This window comes from Alloalcanivorax venustensis (assembly GCF_047495515.1).
GTDB classification, from domain to species: Bacteria; Pseudomonadota; Gammaproteobacteria; order Pseudomonadales; family Alcanivoracaceae; genus Alloalcanivorax; species Alloalcanivorax venustensis.
Genome location: NZ_CP179934.1, coordinates 2,059,864 through 2,077,000 on the forward strand (window position 1 = coordinate 2,059,864; position 17,137 = coordinate 2,077,000).

Annotated in this window: 15 protein-coding genes; 11 read left to right on the forward strand and 4 right to left on the reverse strand. The window is 66.1% G+C overall.

All coding sequences use genetic code 11. From position 1 onward, the window contains the following. The first annotated feature begins 11 nt into the window (after positions 1-11). Genes ACMG4O_RS09700 through ACMG4O_RS09710 form a run of 3 tightly spaced genes read left to right on the forward strand, consistent with a single transcriptional unit; the run spans position 12 to position 3,066 of the window. Positions 12-1,073 carry a branched-chain amino acid ABC transporter permease gene (locus ACMG4O_RS09700; RefSeq protein ID WP_194856622.1) on the forward strand — a complete coding sequence of 354 codons (1,062 nt, stop codon included), beginning with the start codon at positions 12-14 and terminating at the stop codon, positions 1,071-1,073. An 11-nt stretch (positions 1,074-1,084) separates the two neighbouring features. Further along, positions 1,085-2,284 carry a branched-chain amino acid ABC transporter permease gene (locus ACMG4O_RS09705; RefSeq protein ID WP_370209669.1) on the forward strand — a complete coding sequence of 400 codons (1,200 nt, stop codon included), beginning with the start codon at positions 1,085-1,087 and terminating at the stop codon, positions 2,282-2,284. Between the two features lie 2 nt (positions 2,285-2,286). After that, complete coding sequence (locus ACMG4O_RS09710; protein ID WP_142949365.1) at positions 2,287-3,066, forward strand: 3-hydroxybutyrate dehydrogenase; 780 nt, start codon at positions 2,287-2,289, stop codon at positions 3,064-3,066. A gap of 155 nt (positions 3,067-3,221) precedes the next feature. Here ACMG4O_RS09710 and minE read toward each other — a convergent pair whose 3' ends face one another. The 4 genes from minE to ACMG4O_RS09730 all read right to left on the reverse strand — a co-directional run bounded on the left by minE (position 3,222) and on the right by ACMG4O_RS09730 (position 7,674). Beyond that, positions 3,222-3,473, reverse strand: a complete 252-nt coding sequence (gene minE / locus ACMG4O_RS09715; protein WP_067605699.1) for a cell division topological specificity factor MinE — start codon at positions 3,471-3,473, stop codon at positions 3,222-3,224. Beyond that, on the reverse strand, positions 3,473-4,288 hold the full coding sequence (minD, locus tag ACMG4O_RS09720) for a septum site-determining protein MinD (RefSeq protein ID WP_142949364.1): 816 nt from the start codon (positions 4,286-4,288) through the stop codon (positions 3,473-3,475). The genes minE and minD overlap by 1 nt, the downstream gene beginning before the upstream one ends. 35 nt (positions 4,289-4,323) lie before the next feature. After that, positions 4,324-5,034 carry a septum site-determining protein MinC gene (gene minC, locus ACMG4O_RS09725; RefSeq protein WP_142949363.1) on the reverse strand — a complete coding sequence of 237 codons (711 nt, stop codon included), beginning with the start codon at positions 5,032-5,034 and terminating at the stop codon, positions 4,324-4,326. Between the two features lie 183 nt (positions 5,035-5,217). Then, positions 5,218-7,674 (reverse strand): acyl-CoA dehydrogenase, encoded by a 2,457-nt coding sequence (locus ACMG4O_RS09730; RefSeq protein ID WP_185956940.1) that lies wholly within the window; start codon positions 7,672-7,674, stop codon positions 5,218-5,220. Between the two features lie 291 nt (positions 7,675-7,965). On the opposite strand from ACMG4O_RS09730, the gene ACMG4O_RS09735 reads away from it, so the two are divergent. From ACMG4O_RS09735 to tsaB, 8 genes are all read left to right on the forward strand, one after another. Continuing rightward, positions 7,966-8,835, forward strand: coding sequence for a tetratricopeptide repeat protein (locus ACMG4O_RS09735; RefSeq protein WP_370184691.1), 870 nt, complete (start codon positions 7,966-7,968; stop codon positions 8,833-8,835). Between the two features lie 918 nt (positions 8,836-9,753). Beyond that, positions 9,754-10,092, forward strand: a complete 339-nt coding sequence (locus ACMG4O_RS09740; protein ID WP_142949972.1) for a P-II family nitrogen regulator — start codon at positions 9,754-9,756, stop codon at positions 10,090-10,092. Between the two features lie 9 nt (positions 10,093-10,101). Beyond that, positions 10,102-11,391, forward strand: a complete 1,290-nt coding sequence (locus tag ACMG4O_RS09745) for an ammonium transporter (RefSeq protein WP_414433712.1) — start codon at positions 10,102-10,104, stop codon at positions 11,389-11,391. Between the two features lie 55 nt (positions 11,392-11,446). After that, positions 11,447-12,259: a PPK2 family polyphosphate kinase gene (locus ACMG4O_RS09750; RefSeq protein WP_414433713.1), complete on the forward strand. Its 813-nt coding sequence runs from the start codon at positions 11,447-11,449 to the stop codon at positions 12,257-12,259. A 3-nt stretch (positions 12,260-12,262) separates the two neighbouring features. Further along, on the forward strand, positions 12,263-13,783 hold the full coding sequence (locus ACMG4O_RS09755) for a Na/Pi symporter (protein WP_414433714.1): 1,521 nt from the start codon (positions 12,263-12,265) through the stop codon (positions 13,781-13,783). Between the two features lie 157 nt (positions 13,784-13,940). After that, on the forward strand, positions 13,941-14,327 hold the full coding sequence (locus ACMG4O_RS09760) for an SCP2 sterol-binding domain-containing protein (RefSeq protein ID WP_142949968.1): 387 nt from the start codon (positions 13,941-13,943) through the stop codon (positions 14,325-14,327). A gap of 158 nt (positions 14,328-14,485) precedes the next feature. Continuing rightward, entirely contained in the window at positions 14,486-16,438 is a 1,953-nt protein-coding gene (locus ACMG4O_RS09765) for an ATP-dependent DNA helicase (protein ID WP_414433715.1), read from the forward strand. Then, the gene (gene tsaB, locus ACMG4O_RS09770; protein ID WP_414433716.1) at positions 16,435-17,100 is read left to right on the forward strand and encodes a tRNA (adenosine(37)-N6)-threonylcarbamoyltransferase complex dimerization subunit type 1 TsaB; all 666 of its coding nucleotides are present in this window, start codon (positions 16,435-16,437) and stop codon (positions 17,098-17,100) included. The genes ACMG4O_RS09765 and tsaB overlap by 4 nt, the downstream gene beginning before the upstream one ends. The last annotated feature ends 37 nt before the right edge of the window (positions 17,101-17,137 follow it).

The window sequence follows — 17,137 nt, forward strand, 5'->3', positions numbered from 1 at the left end:
GGAGTAAGACCATGTCGGCGCACGACGAAATGATTGGTCAAGCAACGCCGCCGCAAGGCGTGTTGGCGCGCTTTGCCGCGTTCCGCGAAAACAAGCCGCATATTTTTCTGCTGCTGCTGATGATGGCGGTGGCCCTGTTGATGATGGACCCGCGCACCTGGGTACTGCTGACCATCAGCGGCCTGGCGATGGGTGCCATGGTGTTTTTGATGGCCTCGGGCATGACGCTCACCTTTGGGTTGATGAACGTCCTCAACCTGGCTCACGGGGCCTTTATTTCTTTGGGCGCGTTCGCCGGTGCCAGCGTGCTGGTATGGCTGAGTGCGCAGGCCAGCGAACCGTCGCTGCTGATCAATCTGGCGGCGATTCTGCCGGCGCTGGGGTTCGCCCTGGTGGTGGCGGGGCTGCTGGGTCTGGTGTTCGAGCGGCTGGTGATCAAGCCGGTGTACGGCGACCACCTCAAGCAGATTCTGGTCACGGTGGGCGGCTCCATCATCATCATGGAGCTGATCCATGTGGTGTGGGGGCCCAACGAGATTCCGGTGCCGCGCCCGGAGGCGCTCACCGGTGCCTTTCTGCTGCCCGATGCGCTGCCGGTGATCGGCGGCGTGGCGCTGGAAAAATACCGCCTTATCGCGGTGGTGCTGGGCCTGGCCATTTACGGGCTGATGACCTGGATCATCGAGCGCACCCGGGTCGGCATTCTGATCCGCGCCGGGGTGGAGAGCCGCGAGATGGTGGAAGTGCAGGGCTACCGCATCCGCCTGTTGTTCCTGGGCGTGTTCGTGGCCGGCTCGGCGCTGGCCGGCCTGGGCGGCGCCATGTGGGCCATGTACCGGGAGATCATCACCGCGCACATGGGCGATGAGCTGATGATCTCGGTGATCGTGGTGATCATCCTCGGCGGTCTGGGCTCCATCAAGGGCTGCTTCTACGGCGCCGTGCTGGTGGGCCTGATCAATCTGTATGTGGGTTACCTGGAGCCCCGTCTGGCCGCGGTGGCCACGGTGGGGCTGATGGTGGGCGTGCTGATGTGGCGTCCGCAGGGCCTGATTCCGGTCATCAAAGTCTGAGGAGGCGCGCCATGTTTAATCGTATTCTTTCCGGCGACTATCCGCGTAGCCGGGCGCTCTCCGCACTGCTGGTGCTGATCGGCGTGTGTCTGGCCCTGGGGCCGTTCCTGTTTCCCGGCGTGCGCGCCTTTTCCATGCTCGGCATGATCTGCGTGTTCATTATCGTGGTGGCGTCCTACGACCTGATGCTGGGTTACACCCATATCGTGTCGTTCGCCCACACCATGTTTTTCGGCATCGGCGCCTACGGGGTGGCGATGTCCACGGACGCCTTCGGCTCCGGTTTCGGCGCCGTATTTATCGGCATCGGTGGCGCCGTGGTGATGAGCATTCTGCTGTCGCTGTTGCTCGGTTTGCTGTCGCTGCGGGTGAAAGCGATCTTCTTCGCGCTGGTGACCCTGGCGGTGGCGTTCGCCTTTCTCAGTCTGGTGACCCAGCTCTACAACATCACCGGCGGCGAAGACGGCCTGGCGGTGCGCAGCCCGCGCGAACTGGGCCCGGCGTTCCGGCCGTTGGATTCCTCGCTGCCGGGCTTCAGCGTGGTCGATTTCATCACCGGTGTGGTCGGCCAGGGCAGTATCGGCCAGGCGTTCAATGACGCCGTGTTCGAGGTGCGGGTGAGCGGCCGGCACCTGATGTACTACATCACCTTCGCGATCTCGCTGGGCGTGTTCCTGTTCCTGCTGCGCATGGTGAATTCCCCGTTCGGGCGGGTTCTGCAGGCGATCCGCGAGAACGAGTTCCGCGCCCAGGCGCTGGGTTACCGGACCGTGTTCTACCGCACCGCGGCAGTGATCGTGTCGGCGGTGCTGGCGACCCTGGCGGGCGTGCTGTTCGCGCTGATCAACCGTTACGTGAATCCGGAGAACACGCTCAACTTCGAGCTGATGGTGTTCATCCTTTTGATGTGCGTGATCGGCGGCATGGGCACCCTGTACGGCGCCGTGGTCGGCACCGCCGTGTTCCTGCTGGCGCAGAATTACCTGCAGGATCTGCTCGGGCTGCTGGTCAGCAACGCCGAGCCGGGCAGCCTGTTCGCCGAGCTGGCGGGCCCGGACCGCTGGCTGCTGTGGTTCGGTCTGTTGTTCGTGTTGAGCGTGTATTTCTTCCCCGCCGGTATCGTCGGCCAGTTGCGCCTTTGGGCGGAACGGCGCCGGGAGCGGAAAGCGGATAAGACGCCGGCGGCGTCGTCCCTGAAACAGGAGTCGTAGTCATGCGTCTTGAACAACGCGTCGCGGTGATCACCGGGGCCGGTCGCGGCATCGGCCGGGCGATCGCCGAGCGGTATGCCCGCGAGGGTGCCCGGGTGGCGGTGGCCGATCTGGACAGCGCCACCGCCGAGGAAGCGGCGGCGGCGATCCGTGACGCCGGCGGCGAGGCCCTGGCGCTGGCCATGGACGTCACCGACGAACAGGCGGTGGACGCCGGCGTTCAGCGGGTGGTGGACACCTGGGGCCGGCTCGACATCGCCTTCGCCAACGCCGGCATCCAGCATATCGAGTCCCTCGACAAGCTGGCGCTGGAAAACTGGCGCAAGGTGATGAGCGTGCACCTGGACGGCGCCTTCCTGCTGACCCGCGCGGCGCTGCGTCATATGTACGCGGGGCAGGGCGGCACGCTGCTGTACATGGGCTCGGTGCACTCCATGGAGGCCTCGCCGCTGAAAGCCCCCTACGTGGCCGCCAAGCACGGCCTGCTGGGGCTGTGCCGGGCGGTGGCCAAGGAGGGCGCCGGACACGGGGTGCGCAGCAACATCATCTGCCCCGGGTTCGTGCGCACGCCGCTGGTGGACAAGCAGATTCCGGAGCAGGCCCGCGAGCTGGGCATCTCGGAAGAGGAAGTGATCCGCAATGTGATGCTCAAGAACACCGTGGACGGCGAGTTCACCACCGTGGAGGACATCAGTGAGCTGGCGGTGACGCTGGCGGCGTTCCCCTCGGCCGCGTTAACCGGCCAGTCCGTCGTGGTCAGCCACGGCTGGCACATGGGCTAGGGGAGAGCGGAATAAGGTCCGGGAGCCCGGCTCCATCCTTGGAGCCTGGAGATCGATCAGGCCTTCCGAGGGGTCGCAGAAAAGAAAACCTGAGGAGGGCTCACCGGACCACCGAAGTTACTGTACATCCGAACAGTAGTCAAGCGAAGCCCGACCTATTCGTCGGGCAGGGTGATGTTCAGTTCCAGAATCTCGCAGCCGGATTCCCGGTCCACCTGGATGTTGATGGCGTCCTGGTCCACCTCCACGTACTTACGCACCACCATCAGCAGCTCTTCCTGCAACTGGGGCAGGTAGTCCGGGCCGCCGCGGGTGGCCCGCTCGCGGGCAACGATGATCTGCAGGCGCTCCTTGGCCACCGAGGCGGATTTCTCTTTCTTGGGAAGCAGGTAGCTGAAAATGCTCATCATTGCGCTCCGAACAGACGGCCGAAGAGCCCTTTCTTATTGGCGGTGAGGAAGCGGTGCGGGCGCTGCTCGCCGAGGAAGCGGGCGACCGCGTCCTCGTAGGCCTTGCCGGCGTCGGATTCGCTGTCGAGAATCACCGGCGCGCCGCTGTTACTGGCGTTGAGCACCGCCTGGGACTCCGGAATCACGCCCAGCAGGTCGATCGCCAGGATGTCCTTCACGTCCTCCACGGACAGCATCTCACCGCGCTCCACCCGTTCCGGGGAATAGCGGGTCAGCAGCAGGCTGGCGGGAATGTCGCCTTCGCCCCGCTCGGCCTTGCGGGTCTTGCTGGAGAGAATGCCGAGAATGCGGTCGGAGTCGCGCACGCTGGACACTTCCGGGTTGGTCACCACCACCGCTTCGTCGGCGAAATAGGCGGCGGTGAGCGCGCCTTTTTCGATGCCCGCCGGGCTGTCGCAGATGATGTATTCCATGCCCATGTCCTTGAGCCCTTCCAGGACTTTTTCCACGCCTTCCAGGGTCAGGGCGTCTTTGTCCCGGGTCTGGGAGGCGGGCAGGATGAACAGGTCCTCGACGCGCTTGTCCTTGATCAGACCCTGCTTGAGGTTGGCGTCGCCGTTGATCACGTTGACCAGATCGTAGACCACGCGCCGCTCACAGCCCATGATCAGATCCAGATTGCGCAGGCCCACGTCAAAATCGATGACCGTGGTTTTATGGCCGCGCTGGGCGAGGCCGGTTGCCAGCGCGGCGCTGGTGGTGGTTTTACCCACGCCGCCCTTGCCGGATGTTACGACCACGATTTTTGTCACGATCTCGTCTCCTAGGTTTTGCTGTCGGGTATGGCTTATTTGAGGTCCGCGAAGCGCATGGCGTCGCCGTCCAGAGTGATGTGCACCGCCTGTTTGCGGTGTTGCTCGGGCAGGTCTTCGGCGACCCGGTAAATCCCGGCGATGGAGACCAGCTCCGCGTCCAGTTTCTGGCAGAAGATGCGCGCGCTCTGATCGCCGCGCACACCGGCCAGCGCGCGCCCGCGCAGGGTGTTGTAGACGTGGATATGGCCTTCGGCGAGCAGCTCCGCGCCGGTGCTCACCGGCGCCAGCACGATCAGATCGCCGCGGCTGTAGATTTGCTGGCCGGAACGCACCGGCTGGTCGATCACCAGGGTGTGGCCGGCGTCGGCCGGTTGCTCCGCCTGCGGCGCCGGTTCGGCGCTGCGCGGCACGTCCCGGCCGCCGGCCAGGCTGATGCTGCCCAGGCCGAGCATGGCGGCGGTGTCGCTGTCCAGGTGCTCGTTGCGGGCCAGCGCCACCAGGTTCACGCCCAGGCCGCGCAGGGTGTCCACGGCGGCCATCAGGGCCACCTGGTCGGCGCCCTCGGGCTGTGCCAGGTCCACCACCACGGGCGCGTCGCGCAGCCACTGGGCGGCGTCTTCAAGCCGCTGGCTGACCTGTCGGTGCAGGGTGTTGGGGTCCAGGTCCTTGAGCAGCAGGACCGTCATCATCAGCATGCGGCCCTTGAACTCCAGAACCGCCTTTTCCTCGAATGCCACTGTCATTACGGGGGATCTTTATGAATATGGGTTGGCGCCGAAGGCGAGACGCAGAAAGCCTAGTCGAAAGCGGTAGCCGGTGAAAGCGGCGCGGCGGCCCGCCATTGTTAAATTTCGCCGATCTGGGATCGATCGAACAAAAAAAAGCCGCCCCGGAGGGCGGCTCTTGAGGATTTACCAGGGCCGCAATCAGGTCGGCCGCTGGGTGTTCATGTCGACTTCCTTCAACTCCTTGTCGAAGGCGTCGGTGAGCAGGCAGTCGTAGCGCATCTCGTCGTAGTCGAGAATCGCCTGTACCTGGTCGTTGGGGATGATGCCCTTGGCGGCGGCGTCTTCCAGCTTGGCCTGGATGGTCTCGCCCTCCAGCTTGCCCTTGCCGTCCGCCTTCAGGAAGGCTTCGTAGTCGCGCTCCACTTCCAGCAGCTTGTTGTAGGTGACTTCCACCCGACCGATGCTGTCTTTCGGATCGACGCTGATGTAGGCGTTGGCGGCCAGCGCATCGCGCACGCTGCTGGGGTTCATGATCTGCTCGCCCAGGGTGCGGATCAGCTCGTCGCTGGGCTTCTGAGCACCGGCGGGCCGGCCGAACGGGAAGAACACGCCTTTGAGAATGCGCGCCACACCCATGTAGCCGAAGTTGCGGGCGAAGTCCTCCACCGCGTCGTGGATCTGGCTGAACGCGTGCTGCAGCGCATAGCGGGCGTGCGCGTCGTTGGCCTCGTCGCGGGGCAGGGTGGCGTGGAACTTCAACACCGCGCAGGCGATCAGCAGCTGGCTGTGCACGTCGCCGAGGCGCGCGGACACCATCTCGCGGCGCTTGAGGTCGCCGCCCAGCAGCGCGAACGCCACGTCGGAGAAGCTCGCCAGCACCGCGCTGTAGCGGGTGATCAGGCGGTACCAGGGGGCGCTGAAACTGTCCGCGTTGGCCGGAATCTCCGCCAGCGCGGCGCCGCTCAGGCCGTGCACCAGACCGCGGCTCATGTTGCCCAGGGTGTGGCCGGCGTGCTTGAAGAACAGGCCTTCGAAGGTGTCCAGGCCGCGTTCCTGGTCCTCGTCCTGAATCGCCTGCAGCTCGTCGTACAGGTACGGATGGCAGCGCATCGCGCCCTGGCCGAAGATCATCAGCGAGCGGGTCAGGATGTTGGCGCCCTCCACGGTGATCGCCACCGGAATGGACTGGTAGGCCAGCGCCATGAAGTTACGCGGGCCCATCTGCACGGCGCGACCACTGGCGATGTCCATGCCGTTGTTGATCAGCACGCGCATCATTTCCGTGGAGTGGTACTTGGCCATGGCCGTGACCACGGAGATGGTGCCTTCCTCCAGGCCACGGGTGACCAGGTGGCGGTAGGCTTCCAGGGTGTAGGCCAGCCCCGCCACTTCCGCGGACGCTTCCTGCACGCCCTCGAAGTGGCCCACGGCGGTGCCGAACTGGCGGCGGATGCGCGAGAAGGCGCCGGTCATGCGGTAGCCCATCTCGCCGCTGGCGGTGGCCAGGGCGGGCAGGGAAACGCCGCGGCCCGCGCCCAGGCACTCGATCAGCATGCGCCAGCCTTTGCCGGCCATTTCCGGACCGCCGATGATGGCGTCCAGCGGCACGAACACGTCCTTGCCGTTGATCGGGCCGTTCATGAAGGGGGAACCGCCCGGGTTGTGGCGGCGGCCGATTTCCACGCCTTCGGTGTCGGCGGGCAGCAGGGCACAGGTAATGCCCAGCTCGTCCTGGTCACCCAGCAGGTGCTCCGGGTCGTAGAGTTTAAAGGCCAGCCCCACCACGGTGGCGATCGGCGCCAGGGTGATCCAGCGCTTGGCGAAGTTCAGGCGCATGCCCAGTACTTCCTCGCCGTCCACGGTCTGCTTGCAGATCACGCCCTTGTCGGGGATCGCGCCGGCGTCGGAGCCGGCTTCCGGGCCGGTCAGGCCGAAGCAGGGGATTTCCTCGCCGGAGGACAGGCCCGGCAGCCAGCGCTGTTTCTGCTCTTCGGTGCCGTACTTGGCGAGCAGCTCGCCGGGGCCCAGGGAGTTGGGCACCATGGCGGTCACCGCGGTGGTCAGCGAGCGGGTGGCGATCTTGCTCATGGTGCGGCTTTGCGCGTAGGGGCTGAAGTCCCGGCCGCCGTACTCCTTGGGAATGATCAGGCTGAAGAAGCCCTTGGTCTTCAGATAGTCCCAGACTTCCTCGGGCAGATCCTTGTGCTCGTGGTAGATCTTCCACTCGTCGAGCATTTCGCACAGTTCCTGGACTTCATTATCCAGGAACGACTGCTCGTCCTCGGTGAGCTGGGTGAAATTCACCTTGGAAAAGTCATCCCAGTCGGGCTTGCCGCTGAACAGCTCCGCCTCGAACCAGGTGGCGCCGGCCTCGATGGCCTCGCGCTCGGTGTCGCCGATCGGCGGCATCATCTTGCCGAGCGTCTGATAGACCGGCTTGCTGATCAGCTTGCGGCGCAGGCCGGGGTGGTTGAGCACCACCAGCGCGCCGGCCAGCAGAATCAGAAGAATCGGGTTGTACAACCAGGACGCCAACAGACCGCACAGTAACCAGACCACGGCGAACGTAACGCTGCCGACGGTCAGGGATAACTGCATGTAGAAAATGGTCGTCAATGTCGCGACCAGAATTACCAGGGCCAAAAGGCTCAGCATGGTCATCTCCTTTGCCAGGACTTCACTTGTCGATCACAAGTATGAACCGGAAATACGCCTCCGGGCGGGCGTGGGTATCGTAACGAATCAAACATCAGGGTACCGAGCGAGCATGTACGGCACGTGAACGCCTGTTCCTGACCCCTAAGAGAATACTAACGCCCATGATGCCGCTTTCGTCTTGATTTAACAGTATTTAATCCGGCCACTTGCATCCTGTATCCACAGCCCCATTTGAGTACAATGCAGCGCAACTCACACTCGCTTAGCAAGCCGCTTCAAGGAGCAACCGTGCAGGACAACGCCGCCACTATCGACGTCACGGAACAAAACGTTCAGCAACTGCTGGAGCACTCACGCCAGGTGCCCGTGCTGTTTGGTTTCTGGGCGTCCTGGAGCCAGCCCAGCCAGCAAATGACCGTCATGCTGGAGAAACTGACCCAGGAATATCAGGGCAAGTTCGTCCTCGCCAAGGTCAACGCCGACGAGCAGGCCAACCTGACCAGCCAGTTCGGGGTGCGCGATCTGCCGTCCCTGAAAATGGTCTACCAGGGCCAGCTTGTCAGCGAACTGGAAGGCGCGCAAACCGAAAGCGCGGTGCGCCAATGGCTCACCCCGGTGGTCGACCCGGACGCCGCCCAGCAGGAGCAGGAAGAGGGCTTCCTGGAGCAAATCCGCATGGCGATCGACGCCGGGCAGGGCGCCCAGGCCGAGCAGGCGTTGCGGCAAATGCTCTCCGAGCAGCCGGACAAGCACGCCTTCCGGGCGCTGCTGGTGGAGTACCTGCTCGGCGAAGGCCGCACCGACGAGGCGCAGTCGGTGCTGGCGGAAGTCACCGAGGACGTGGAAGCGCTGCGCCCGTTCCGGGCCCGCTTCGCGTTGCTGGAAAAGCTCGACAACGACGGCGTCGGCCTCAAGGAGCTGCAGGCGCGCATCGAGCGCGACGGCAAGCCGGAGGACCTGCACGCCTACGGCCTGCGCGCCGCCGCCGCCGGCCAGTTCCAGACCGGCCTGGACGCGCTGTTGCGGTTGCTGCGCGATCACCGCGACTACCAGGACGGGGTGGCCCGTTCGGCGCTGCTGGAAGTGTTCGAGTGCCTGCCCAAGGGCGATCCGCTGGCCAGCGAGTATCGCCGGAAGATGTTCACCTACCTCTACTAAGCGCCCGGCCCTTCCATCGGCGGATGCCGGTGTGTGGGAGCTGGGGCCCTCCAGCGGGGGCGCGGGTCTGTGTTAGGCCACTTCAGAGCGGGCTGTGGGAGCGGGCCCCGCCCGCGAAAGGGAGCGAAGCTCCCGGCAGGATCCCAGAGACTTTTCTCTCCAGAGAGCCCGCACCGGGATCGGGTGTGCCCATCCAGGACACGCTGCGAGTACATCCCTGTAAGCTCGGATTTGGCCATCCCTGGCCAAATACGGTCCTGGATGGGCACACCCGATCCCGGTGCTCCTTGGAAGATTCCAAGCTCCCCTCCCTGGAGGGTCCGGCGGTGTTATGACCCGTGGCGGTTCCGCTGCTAAGTGAGCGGGGCAATGGTGGTGCCTGGAGGGAGCTGTTTGGCCAGGGATGGCCAAACTAACAGCGGCCAGGGGTGAGGCAAGCGTGTTGCGAAGCACTGCTTCGCGCGCCGCCGAACGCCGCCCATCTGTGATGGGTGGCCGGGCCCGCTTGCGGGGCTTGAGCGGTCCCGGAAGGCACCACCATTGCACCGCGTCTCGGATACGGAGCACCGGACACCTGAAGAATCAGGTCTCTGGGATCCTGCCGGGTGGCTAAAGCCACCCTTTCGCGGGCGGGGCCCGCTCCCACAAGGACCGCTTCCTACAGAGCCTGCTGCCTTCAGATGGCGCAGGTCTGCACACTGGTCGTGCACAACATTGGTGACTTCGGCCTAATTTGTGCACGACAATAGTGCAAAATAGACGTCTCCGCACATCTTTACCCTCCCAATGCCCCGTTTTCTGGCGCTCCCTGTCCTGGCCCGATTCTTGTATGCCCTTAGCCGGTGCAATTCCGGCGGGCTGCTTCCCGCTGGTGCAATCCGGGCCGTTCGCGGCCGCGAGGACTAGGGACCTATAGCTATGAAAATGATCACGGCGGTAATCAAACCGTTCAAAGTGGATGACGTACGCGACGCCCTGGCGCAGATCGGCGTTCAGGGCATGACCGTCACCGAGGTAAAGGGCTTCGGCCGTCAGAAGGGCCACACCGAGTTGTACCGTGGCGCCGAGTACGTGGTGGATTTCGTGCCCAAGGTGAAGCTGGAGCTGGCGGTGGTGGACGAGCGCGTCGACCAGGCCGTGGAAGCCATCGCCCAGGCGGCCAGCAGCGGCAAGATCGGCGACGGCAAGATCTTCATCACCGCGCTGGAGCAGGCTCTGCGTATCCGCACCGGTGAAACCGACAACGACGCCCTGTAAGGAGGCCCCATGCGATATCTGATTGCGGGCCTGCTGGCCCTGACGCCGTCTCTGGCGCTGGCGGACACCCTGGATAAAAGCGACAGCGCCTGGATTCTCACCGCCACCGCGCTGGTGCTGTTCATGACCCTGCCGGGTCTGGCGCTGTTCTACGGCGGCCTGGTGCGTAACAAGAACGTGCTGTCGGTGCTGATGCAGTGCTTCGCCATCGCCTGCGCGGTGTCGCTGGTGTGGCTGGTGGTGGGCTACTCCCTGGCGTTTTCCCACGGTGGCGCGGCCAACGCCTGGATCGGCGGCCTCAGCCACGTGTTCTTCGACGGCATCGGCCGCGACACGCTGGAGGGCAGCCTGCCCAAGAGCCTGCACGGTCTGTTCCAGATGACCTTCGCGATCATTACCCCGGCGCTGATTGTCGGCGCCTTCGCCGAGCGCATGCGCTTCGGCGCCATGCTGGCGTTTTCGGTGCTGTGGGTGCTGGGCGTGTACGTGCCGATCTGTCACTGGGTGTGGGGCGGCGGCTGGCTCGCCGAACTGGGCCTGTACGACTTCGCCGGCGGCACCGTGGTGCACATCACCGCCGGTGTGGCGGCGCTGGTGGCGGCGGTGGTGCTGGGCCGCCGTCAGGACTGGCCCGGCCAGGCCATGAAGCCGCACAACATGACCATGACGGTGATGGGCGCCGGCATGCTGTGGGTGGGCTGGTTCGGCTTTAACGGCGGCTCCGCCCTGGCCGCCGACGGCAACGCCTCCATGGCCATGCTGGTGACCCATATTTCCGCCGCCGCCGGCTCCCTGGCCTGGGTGACGCTGGAAGCGGTCAAGTTCGGCAAGCCCTCGGCGCTGGGCATTGCCACCGGCATGGTGGCCGGCCTGGGCACCATTACCCCGGCGTCCGGTTTCGTGGGCCCCGGCGGCGCGCTGCTGATCGGTCTGGCCGCCGGTGTGATCTGCTTCTACATGGTGCTGGTGGTCAAGCAGAAGTGGCGCATCGACGATTCCCTGGACGTGTTCCCGGTGCACGGCATCGGCGGCGTGCTGGGCACGCTGTTGGCCGGCGTGTTCGCCTCCACCGAACTGGGTGTGTTCTCCGGCTACGGCTTCGCCAAACCGGAGTACGGCATGCTTGATCAGATCGGTGTGCAGGCGCTGGGTGTCGTGGCGACGTTCGTTTACACCGCTGTGGTCACTTTCCTGTTGCTCAAGCTGGCGGGCCTGTTCACGCCATTGCGCGTCACCGCCGAGGAAGAGGCGCAGGGCCTGGATATCGCGCTCCACGAAGAGCGCGGCTACGACATCTAACGCCACCGGCCGGGGTCCAGTATGCTCGGGGGAACCGTCCCGCGAGGAGCTTCCCTTGGATCTGGACCCCTACGGCTGGCCCCGCGCCGGCGCCCTGGACGTTCGCCAGCTGCCCACCGCGGTGGGGGCCCAGGGCGTGGCGCCCCTGGCGGACAGCCTCGACCGTATTCACGAGTATCAGCGCCGGCTCTATGCCGGCCGGCGCTATGGCGTGCTGCTGGTGGTGCAGGGACTGGACGCCGCCGGCAAGGACAGCCTGATCCGCACCCTGGCCCGGGCTCTGGACCCGGCCGCTTTCCGTGCCCATGCGTTTGCTCGCCCACTCGGCGAGGAAGTCCGCCATGATTTTCTATGGCGGGTTTGGCGGCATCTGCCGGAGCGGGGCGAAGTGGTGGCCTTCAACCGCAGCCACTACGAGGCGGTGCTGGCCGAGCGGCTGTGGCCCACCGGCGACATCGGCGTGGACTGGCGCGGCCGCTACCGGGCGATCAACGAGTTCGAGGGGCATCTGCACCGGGAAGGCACGCGGCTGCTCAAGGTGTGGTTGAACACCTCCGAGGACGAACAGCGCCGGCGCCTGCTTAAACGCCTGGATAAACCGCGCAAGCGCTGGAAGTTCGACCCCTCCGACATGGACAGCTGGCGCGCCCGCGACCGTTACCTGGCGCTGGTCAACGAGACGCTCACCGCCACCCACACCGACCACGCGCCCTGGCATCTGATCCCCAATGACGACAAACCGTCCGCCCGTGCCCGGGTCGCCGGCCTGCTGGCGGATCTGCTGGAAAGCCTGGCCCCGGAATACCCCCGCGAGGATATCGACTGCATTGAGCACTATCGGGCGCTGCTGCGCGGCGAGGAGGACTGAGCCTTGGCGCTGACCAACCTGCTGCAGGCGCTGGCCGGGTTGGGCCTGTTCCTGTTCGCCATGTCGCAGCTGGAAAGCGCCGCGCGCGCCCTGCTGGCCGGGCGCGCCGCCGGCTGGCTGCAACAGGCCGCCGGCACCCCGGTGAAGGGCGTGCTGCTGGGGGTGGCGGTGACCGCCCTGATGCAGAGCAGCTCCCTGGTGGGGCTGCTGGTGCTGGCCCTGGTCACGGTGCGGGTGCTGGCCCTGCGCCATGCCCTGGCCATTATGCTGGGCGCCAACCTGGGCACCACCGTGACCGGCTGGCTGGTCACCGTGCTCGGCTTCAAGCTGTCCCTGGGGGAAGCCGGCCTGCCGCTGGCCGGCCTGGGCGGGCTGCTCGCCCTCGCCCTGCCGGAGGGGCAGCGGTCGCTGGGCCGGTTCGTGTTCGCCCTGGGCCTGTTGTTGCTCGGCCTGGATACCATGAAGACCGCGGTCGAGGTGGTCGGCACCCGCTTTGATCTGGCGGTGTTGCAGGGGCTGCCGCCGATCGTCTATCTGCTGGTCGGTGTTGGTCTGACGGCGCTGATTCAGTCTTCTTCGGCGAGCATGCTGATCAGTCTGGCGGCGCTCAACGGCGGCCTGGTGAGCTTGCCGGAGGCGCTGGCATTCATGATCGGCGCGGACCTGGGCACCACCAGTACCTTGCTGTTGGGCTCGGTGAAAGGTGCCGCCGACAAGCGCCAGGTGGCGGCCTTCCATCTGCTGTACAACGTGGCCACGGCTCTGCTGGCGTTTCTTGTGCTTCTGCCGCTCTGGCCCCGCCTGCTGGCGGCCCTGGGCTGGAAGGATCCGCTGCTGGGGCTGGTCGCGTTCCACAGCACCTTCAATCTGCTCGGTGTGTTTCTGTTCCTGCCCTGGTTGGCGCCTCTGGAGCGCGGGCTGGTGCGATGGGTGGGGCGCCGTGCGCGGGATCCGGATCCGTTCGAGGACGTGGACCCCAAGGCGGTGGAGCCGGCGCTGCTGGTGGTGGAGCAGAGTGTCGCCCGGCTCGGCGAGACCATCCGGCGGCGTTGTCTGGATTGGCCGGACCGGGGCGCGCTGCCGGCTTTCTATCGGGACTACGAAGCGATCACCGACCGCGAGATGCGTATCACGGCCTACCTGAACCGCGTCGGGCAGCAACCGCTGGACGCCGGCCAGACCGCGCGCTTGCAGAGGGTGCGCCAGTGTCTGAGCGAGTGGGTGTACGCCTGCAAGGCGATCAAGGACGTGGTCGACGACCTGGCGCCGCTGCATGACAGCCGGGCGCCGGCTCTGGTGGCGCTGGACGCGGCCCTGCACCGGGGGCTGGCGGCGGCGCTGGCGCACGGCGCCGCTCTGGACGAGACCGCCCACGGCCGTGCCATGGCCCAACTTACCCGGCAGGCCTACCAGGCGGTGGAAGCGGCCCGCGCGGAGGGCATCAGCGTGCTCAATCTGGTGCGCGAAATCGATGCCTGCGGCCGGCACTGGATTCGCGGCGCGCGGGCCGGGTCGTCGATATGACTTTTTGGCTCATTCCGAGTGCCAGGAAGACATTGTCAGCCCCGGGGCCTTTCTATAAGGTACAGGAAAGTTTCGAACGCTCGTTTGAATATCGCTCAGGCGAATCGAGCGGCCCATCGACCCGGGCGTCGAGACCATCGCAACCAAGGAGATAACAATGAGCCTGGAATTTTTGTCCGACGAGTGGTTTGCAAAGGTTAAGGAAATCCGTGATTCCGCCGGCGACGTGGAAGCGCCCGCGGCGCTCGCGGACCTGGTGATCAACATCACCGTGAAAACCGATGACGGCGAGAAGCACATGGCGATGGCCGGTGGCATGATCGAGGAAGGTCACCACGACGACGCGCCCACCACGCTGATCCTGCCCGCCGATCTGGCCAAGCGCATCTTCATCGAAGGCGACCAGTCCGCCGGCATGCAGGGCTTCATGAGCGGCCAGATCAAGATCGAAGGCGACATGAGCAAGCTGATGGCGCTGCAGTCCGCCCAGCCCACCGACGAGCAGAAGCAGCTGATGAAGCAGATCCAGGACATTACCGCCTGAACCTGCTTTCTTCATCTCTCTCGGTGAATGACAATGCCCGCCCCGTGCGGGCATTGTCGTTTTTGCGCCGCGCGGTTGGGCGCGGGCCGGGTTATCCGCTATCCTCTCAGCCCCGAAAGCGGGTGTTTCCCCGCATGGCGAGACCCGAGAGACAGTGAGTGAACAGCGTCGGTGAATTCCAGAGTGCCCGCGATTACCTGAACGACAGCGCCCGCTTCGGCGGTTTGCTGGAGGGGTATCGTCCCCGCGAGGCGCAGCTGCGCATGGCGGACGCGGTGGCCGAGGCCATCGAGGCCCGCGGCACCCTGCTGGTGGAAGCGGAAACCGGCACCGGCAAGACGCTCGCCTATCTGCTGCCGGCGTTGCTGTCCGACGGCCCGACGCTGGTGTCCACCGGCACCAAAAGCCTGCAGGACCAGCTGTTCTTCAAGGACCTGCCCATGGTCCTCAAGGTGCTGGGCATGGCCCGCAAGGCGGCCCTGCTGAAAGGCCGCGCCAACTACCTGTGCCCCTACCGCCTGGAGCTGCACCAGGAAGAAGCCCGTTTTCTCACCCGGGAAACCGCCGAGCAGATGCAGGTGGTGGCCCACTGGGCCGGGCGCACCCGCACCGGCGATATCGCCGAGCTGAAGCAGTTGCCCGAGGACGCGCCGGTGTGGCCCTGGGTGACCAGCACCGCGGACAACTGCCTGGGCACCGAATGCCCGAAATACAGCGAATGCCCGTTGATGAACGCACGCAAGGAAGCCCAGGAGGCGGACCTGGTGGTGGTCAATCACCATCTGTTCTTCGCCGACGCGGCGTTGCGCGGCGAGGGCGTTTCCGAGTTGCTGCCCAGCGCCAACACGGTGATCTTCGACGAGGCCCACCAGTTGCCGGAGATCGCCGCCAACTTTTTCGGCGACTCCCTGAGCACGCGCCAGGTGCAGGAGCTGGGGCGCGACGCGCTGTCCGAGGCGGCCCATTCGGCACTGGATCTGGCCGCCTTGAACCAGACCGTGGCGGCGGTGGACAAGGCCTGCCAGGATCTGCGTCTGAGCCTGGGCGAAGCGGAGCGGCGCGCGCCCTGGTCCGAGGTGCAGGACACGCCGGCGGTGGTGGAAGCCGGCACGGCGCTGCTGGATGCGCTGGTGGATCTGGAGGCGTCCCTGGCGCCGCAGGCGAAAACCAGCCGCGGGCTGGACGCCTGCGCCCGGCGCGCCGCCGAGCAAGTGATTACGCTGAAGACCATTCTCGACGGGTCGGCGCCCAACCGGGTGTACTGGTTCGAGACCTTCAAGCGCACCCTGGTGCTGCACAGCACGCCGCTGTCGGTGGCGGCGCAGCTGCGCGCCCAGCGCGAGAAGCACCCCTGCACCTGGATTCTCACCTCCGCCACCTTGTCGGTGGCCGGTCGCTTCGAGCATTTGCAGAAGCGGCTGGGCCTGGAGGAGGCGGACACCCTGCGCCTGGAAAGCCCGTTCGATTTCAAACGCCAGGCGGTGTTCTATGTGCCCGAGGGCATGCCGGCGCCGTCCTCGCCGGACTACACCGCCACCCTCACCAAGGCGATGATTCCGGTGATCCGCGCCGCCGGCGGCCGTACCTTCTTTCTGTTCACCAGCCACCGGGCCCTGCGCGAAGCCGCCGGCCTGCTGCGCCAGGCGCAGCTCGAGTACCCGCTGCTGGTGCAGGGCGAGGCCGGCCGCCGCGAGCTGCTGGACAACTTCCGCAGCCTCGGCAACGCGGTGCTGCTGGGCACCAGCAGTTTCTGGGAAGGCATCGACGTGCGCGGCGAAACCCTCAGTTGTGTGATAATCGACAAGTTACCGTTCGGCTCCCCGGGGGACCCGGTGGCGGCGGCGCGCATCGAGCACATCAACAGCAGCGGCGGTAACGCCTTCCGCGATTACCAGCTGCCCCAGGCGGTGCTGGCGTTGCGCCAGGGCGCCGGCCGGTTGATCCGCGACCCCAGCGACACCGGGCTGCTGGTGGTGGGCGATCCGCGTCTGATCACCAAAGGCTACGGGCGCCTGTTTCTGGACAGCCTGCCGGGCATGACCCGCACCCGTAAGGCCGAGGTCGTGCAACGGTTTTTCACCTACATTGCCAACCGCGAGCACCTTCAATGACCTGCATTCTGGCCCTTGAAACCGCCACCGACGCCTGCTCCGTGGCGCTCTACCGTAACGGCGACATCCAGGAGCGTTTCGAACCCGGCGCGCGGCGCCAGACCGAGCGCATTCTGCCGCTGGTGGACGAGCTGCTGGCGGAAGCCGGGGTGACGCTGGCGGCGGTGGACGCGCTGGCGTTCGGCCACGGGCCGGGCGCCTTCACCGGGGTGCGGGTGGCCACCTCGGTGGTGCAGGGCCTGGCCTTCGCCCGCGACCTGCCGGTGGCCGGCGTGTCCACCCTGGCGGCCTGCGCCCTGGCGGCGTTCGACCGCTACCCGCACCGCTCCCGCGTGCTGGCGGCGTTCGACGCGCGCATGGGCGAGCTCTATCTGGGTGCGTATCAATGCGGCCCGGACGGCGTGGTGCCGCTGCTCGCCGATGGCCTGTTCGACCCGGACGCGGTGCCGGAACTGGACGGCGACGACTGGCTGCTGGCCGGCTCCGGCGCCGTCTACCGGGAACAGATCGCGGCCCGCGTGCGGCTGGCGGAGGTGGACGCTGACGTGGCGCCGCGCGCCGGCGCCGTGGCCCGTCTGGCACTGCCGATGGTGGCGCAGGGCCGCACCGTGCCGGCGGAACAGGCGCAACCGGTTTATCTGCGCGACCGTGTCGTGAATTAAGCCGCCGGAGCGCGGCACAAAAAAGGGAGAGTAATCG

Bases quoted from the DNA above. Each gene is read 5' to 3' on its own strand.
- ACMG4O_RS09730 (WP_185956940.1), bottom strand. From the start codon at position 7,674: ATGCTGAGCCTTTTGGCCCTGGTAATTCTGGTCGCGACATTGACGACC.
- ACMG4O_RS09745 (WP_414433712.1), top strand. From the start codon at position 10,102: ATGCGATATCTGATTGCGGGCCTGCTGGCCCTGACGCCGTCTCTGGCG.
- ACMG4O_RS09705 (WP_370209669.1), top strand. From the start codon at position 1,085: ATGTTTAATCGTATTCTTTCCGGCGACTATCCGCGTAGCCGGGCGCTC.
- minE (WP_067605699.1), bottom strand. From the start codon at position 3,473: ATGAGCATTTTCAGCTACCTGCTTCCCAAGAAAGAGAAATCCGCCTCG.
- ACMG4O_RS09700 (WP_194856622.1), top strand. From the start codon at position 12: ATGTCGGCGCACGACGAAATGATTGGTCAAGCAACGCCGCCGCAAGGC.
- ACMG4O_RS09710 (WP_142949365.1), top strand. From the start codon at position 2,287: ATGCGTCTTGAACAACGCGTCGCGGTGATCACCGGGGCCGGTCGCGGC.
- ACMG4O_RS09760 (WP_142949968.1), top strand. From the start codon at position 13,941: ATGAGCCTGGAATTTTTGTCCGACGAGTGGTTTGCAAAGGTTAAGGAA.
- tsaB (WP_414433716.1), top strand. From the start codon at position 16,435: ATGACCTGCATTCTGGCCCTTGAAACCGCCACCGACGCCTGCTCCGTG.
- minC (WP_142949363.1), bottom strand. From the start codon at position 5,034: ATGACAGTGGCATTCGAGGAAAAGGCGGTTCTGGAGTTCAAGGGCCGC.
- ACMG4O_RS09740 (WP_142949972.1), top strand. From the start codon at position 9,754: ATGAAAATGATCACGGCGGTAATCAAACCGTTCAAAGTGGATGACGTA.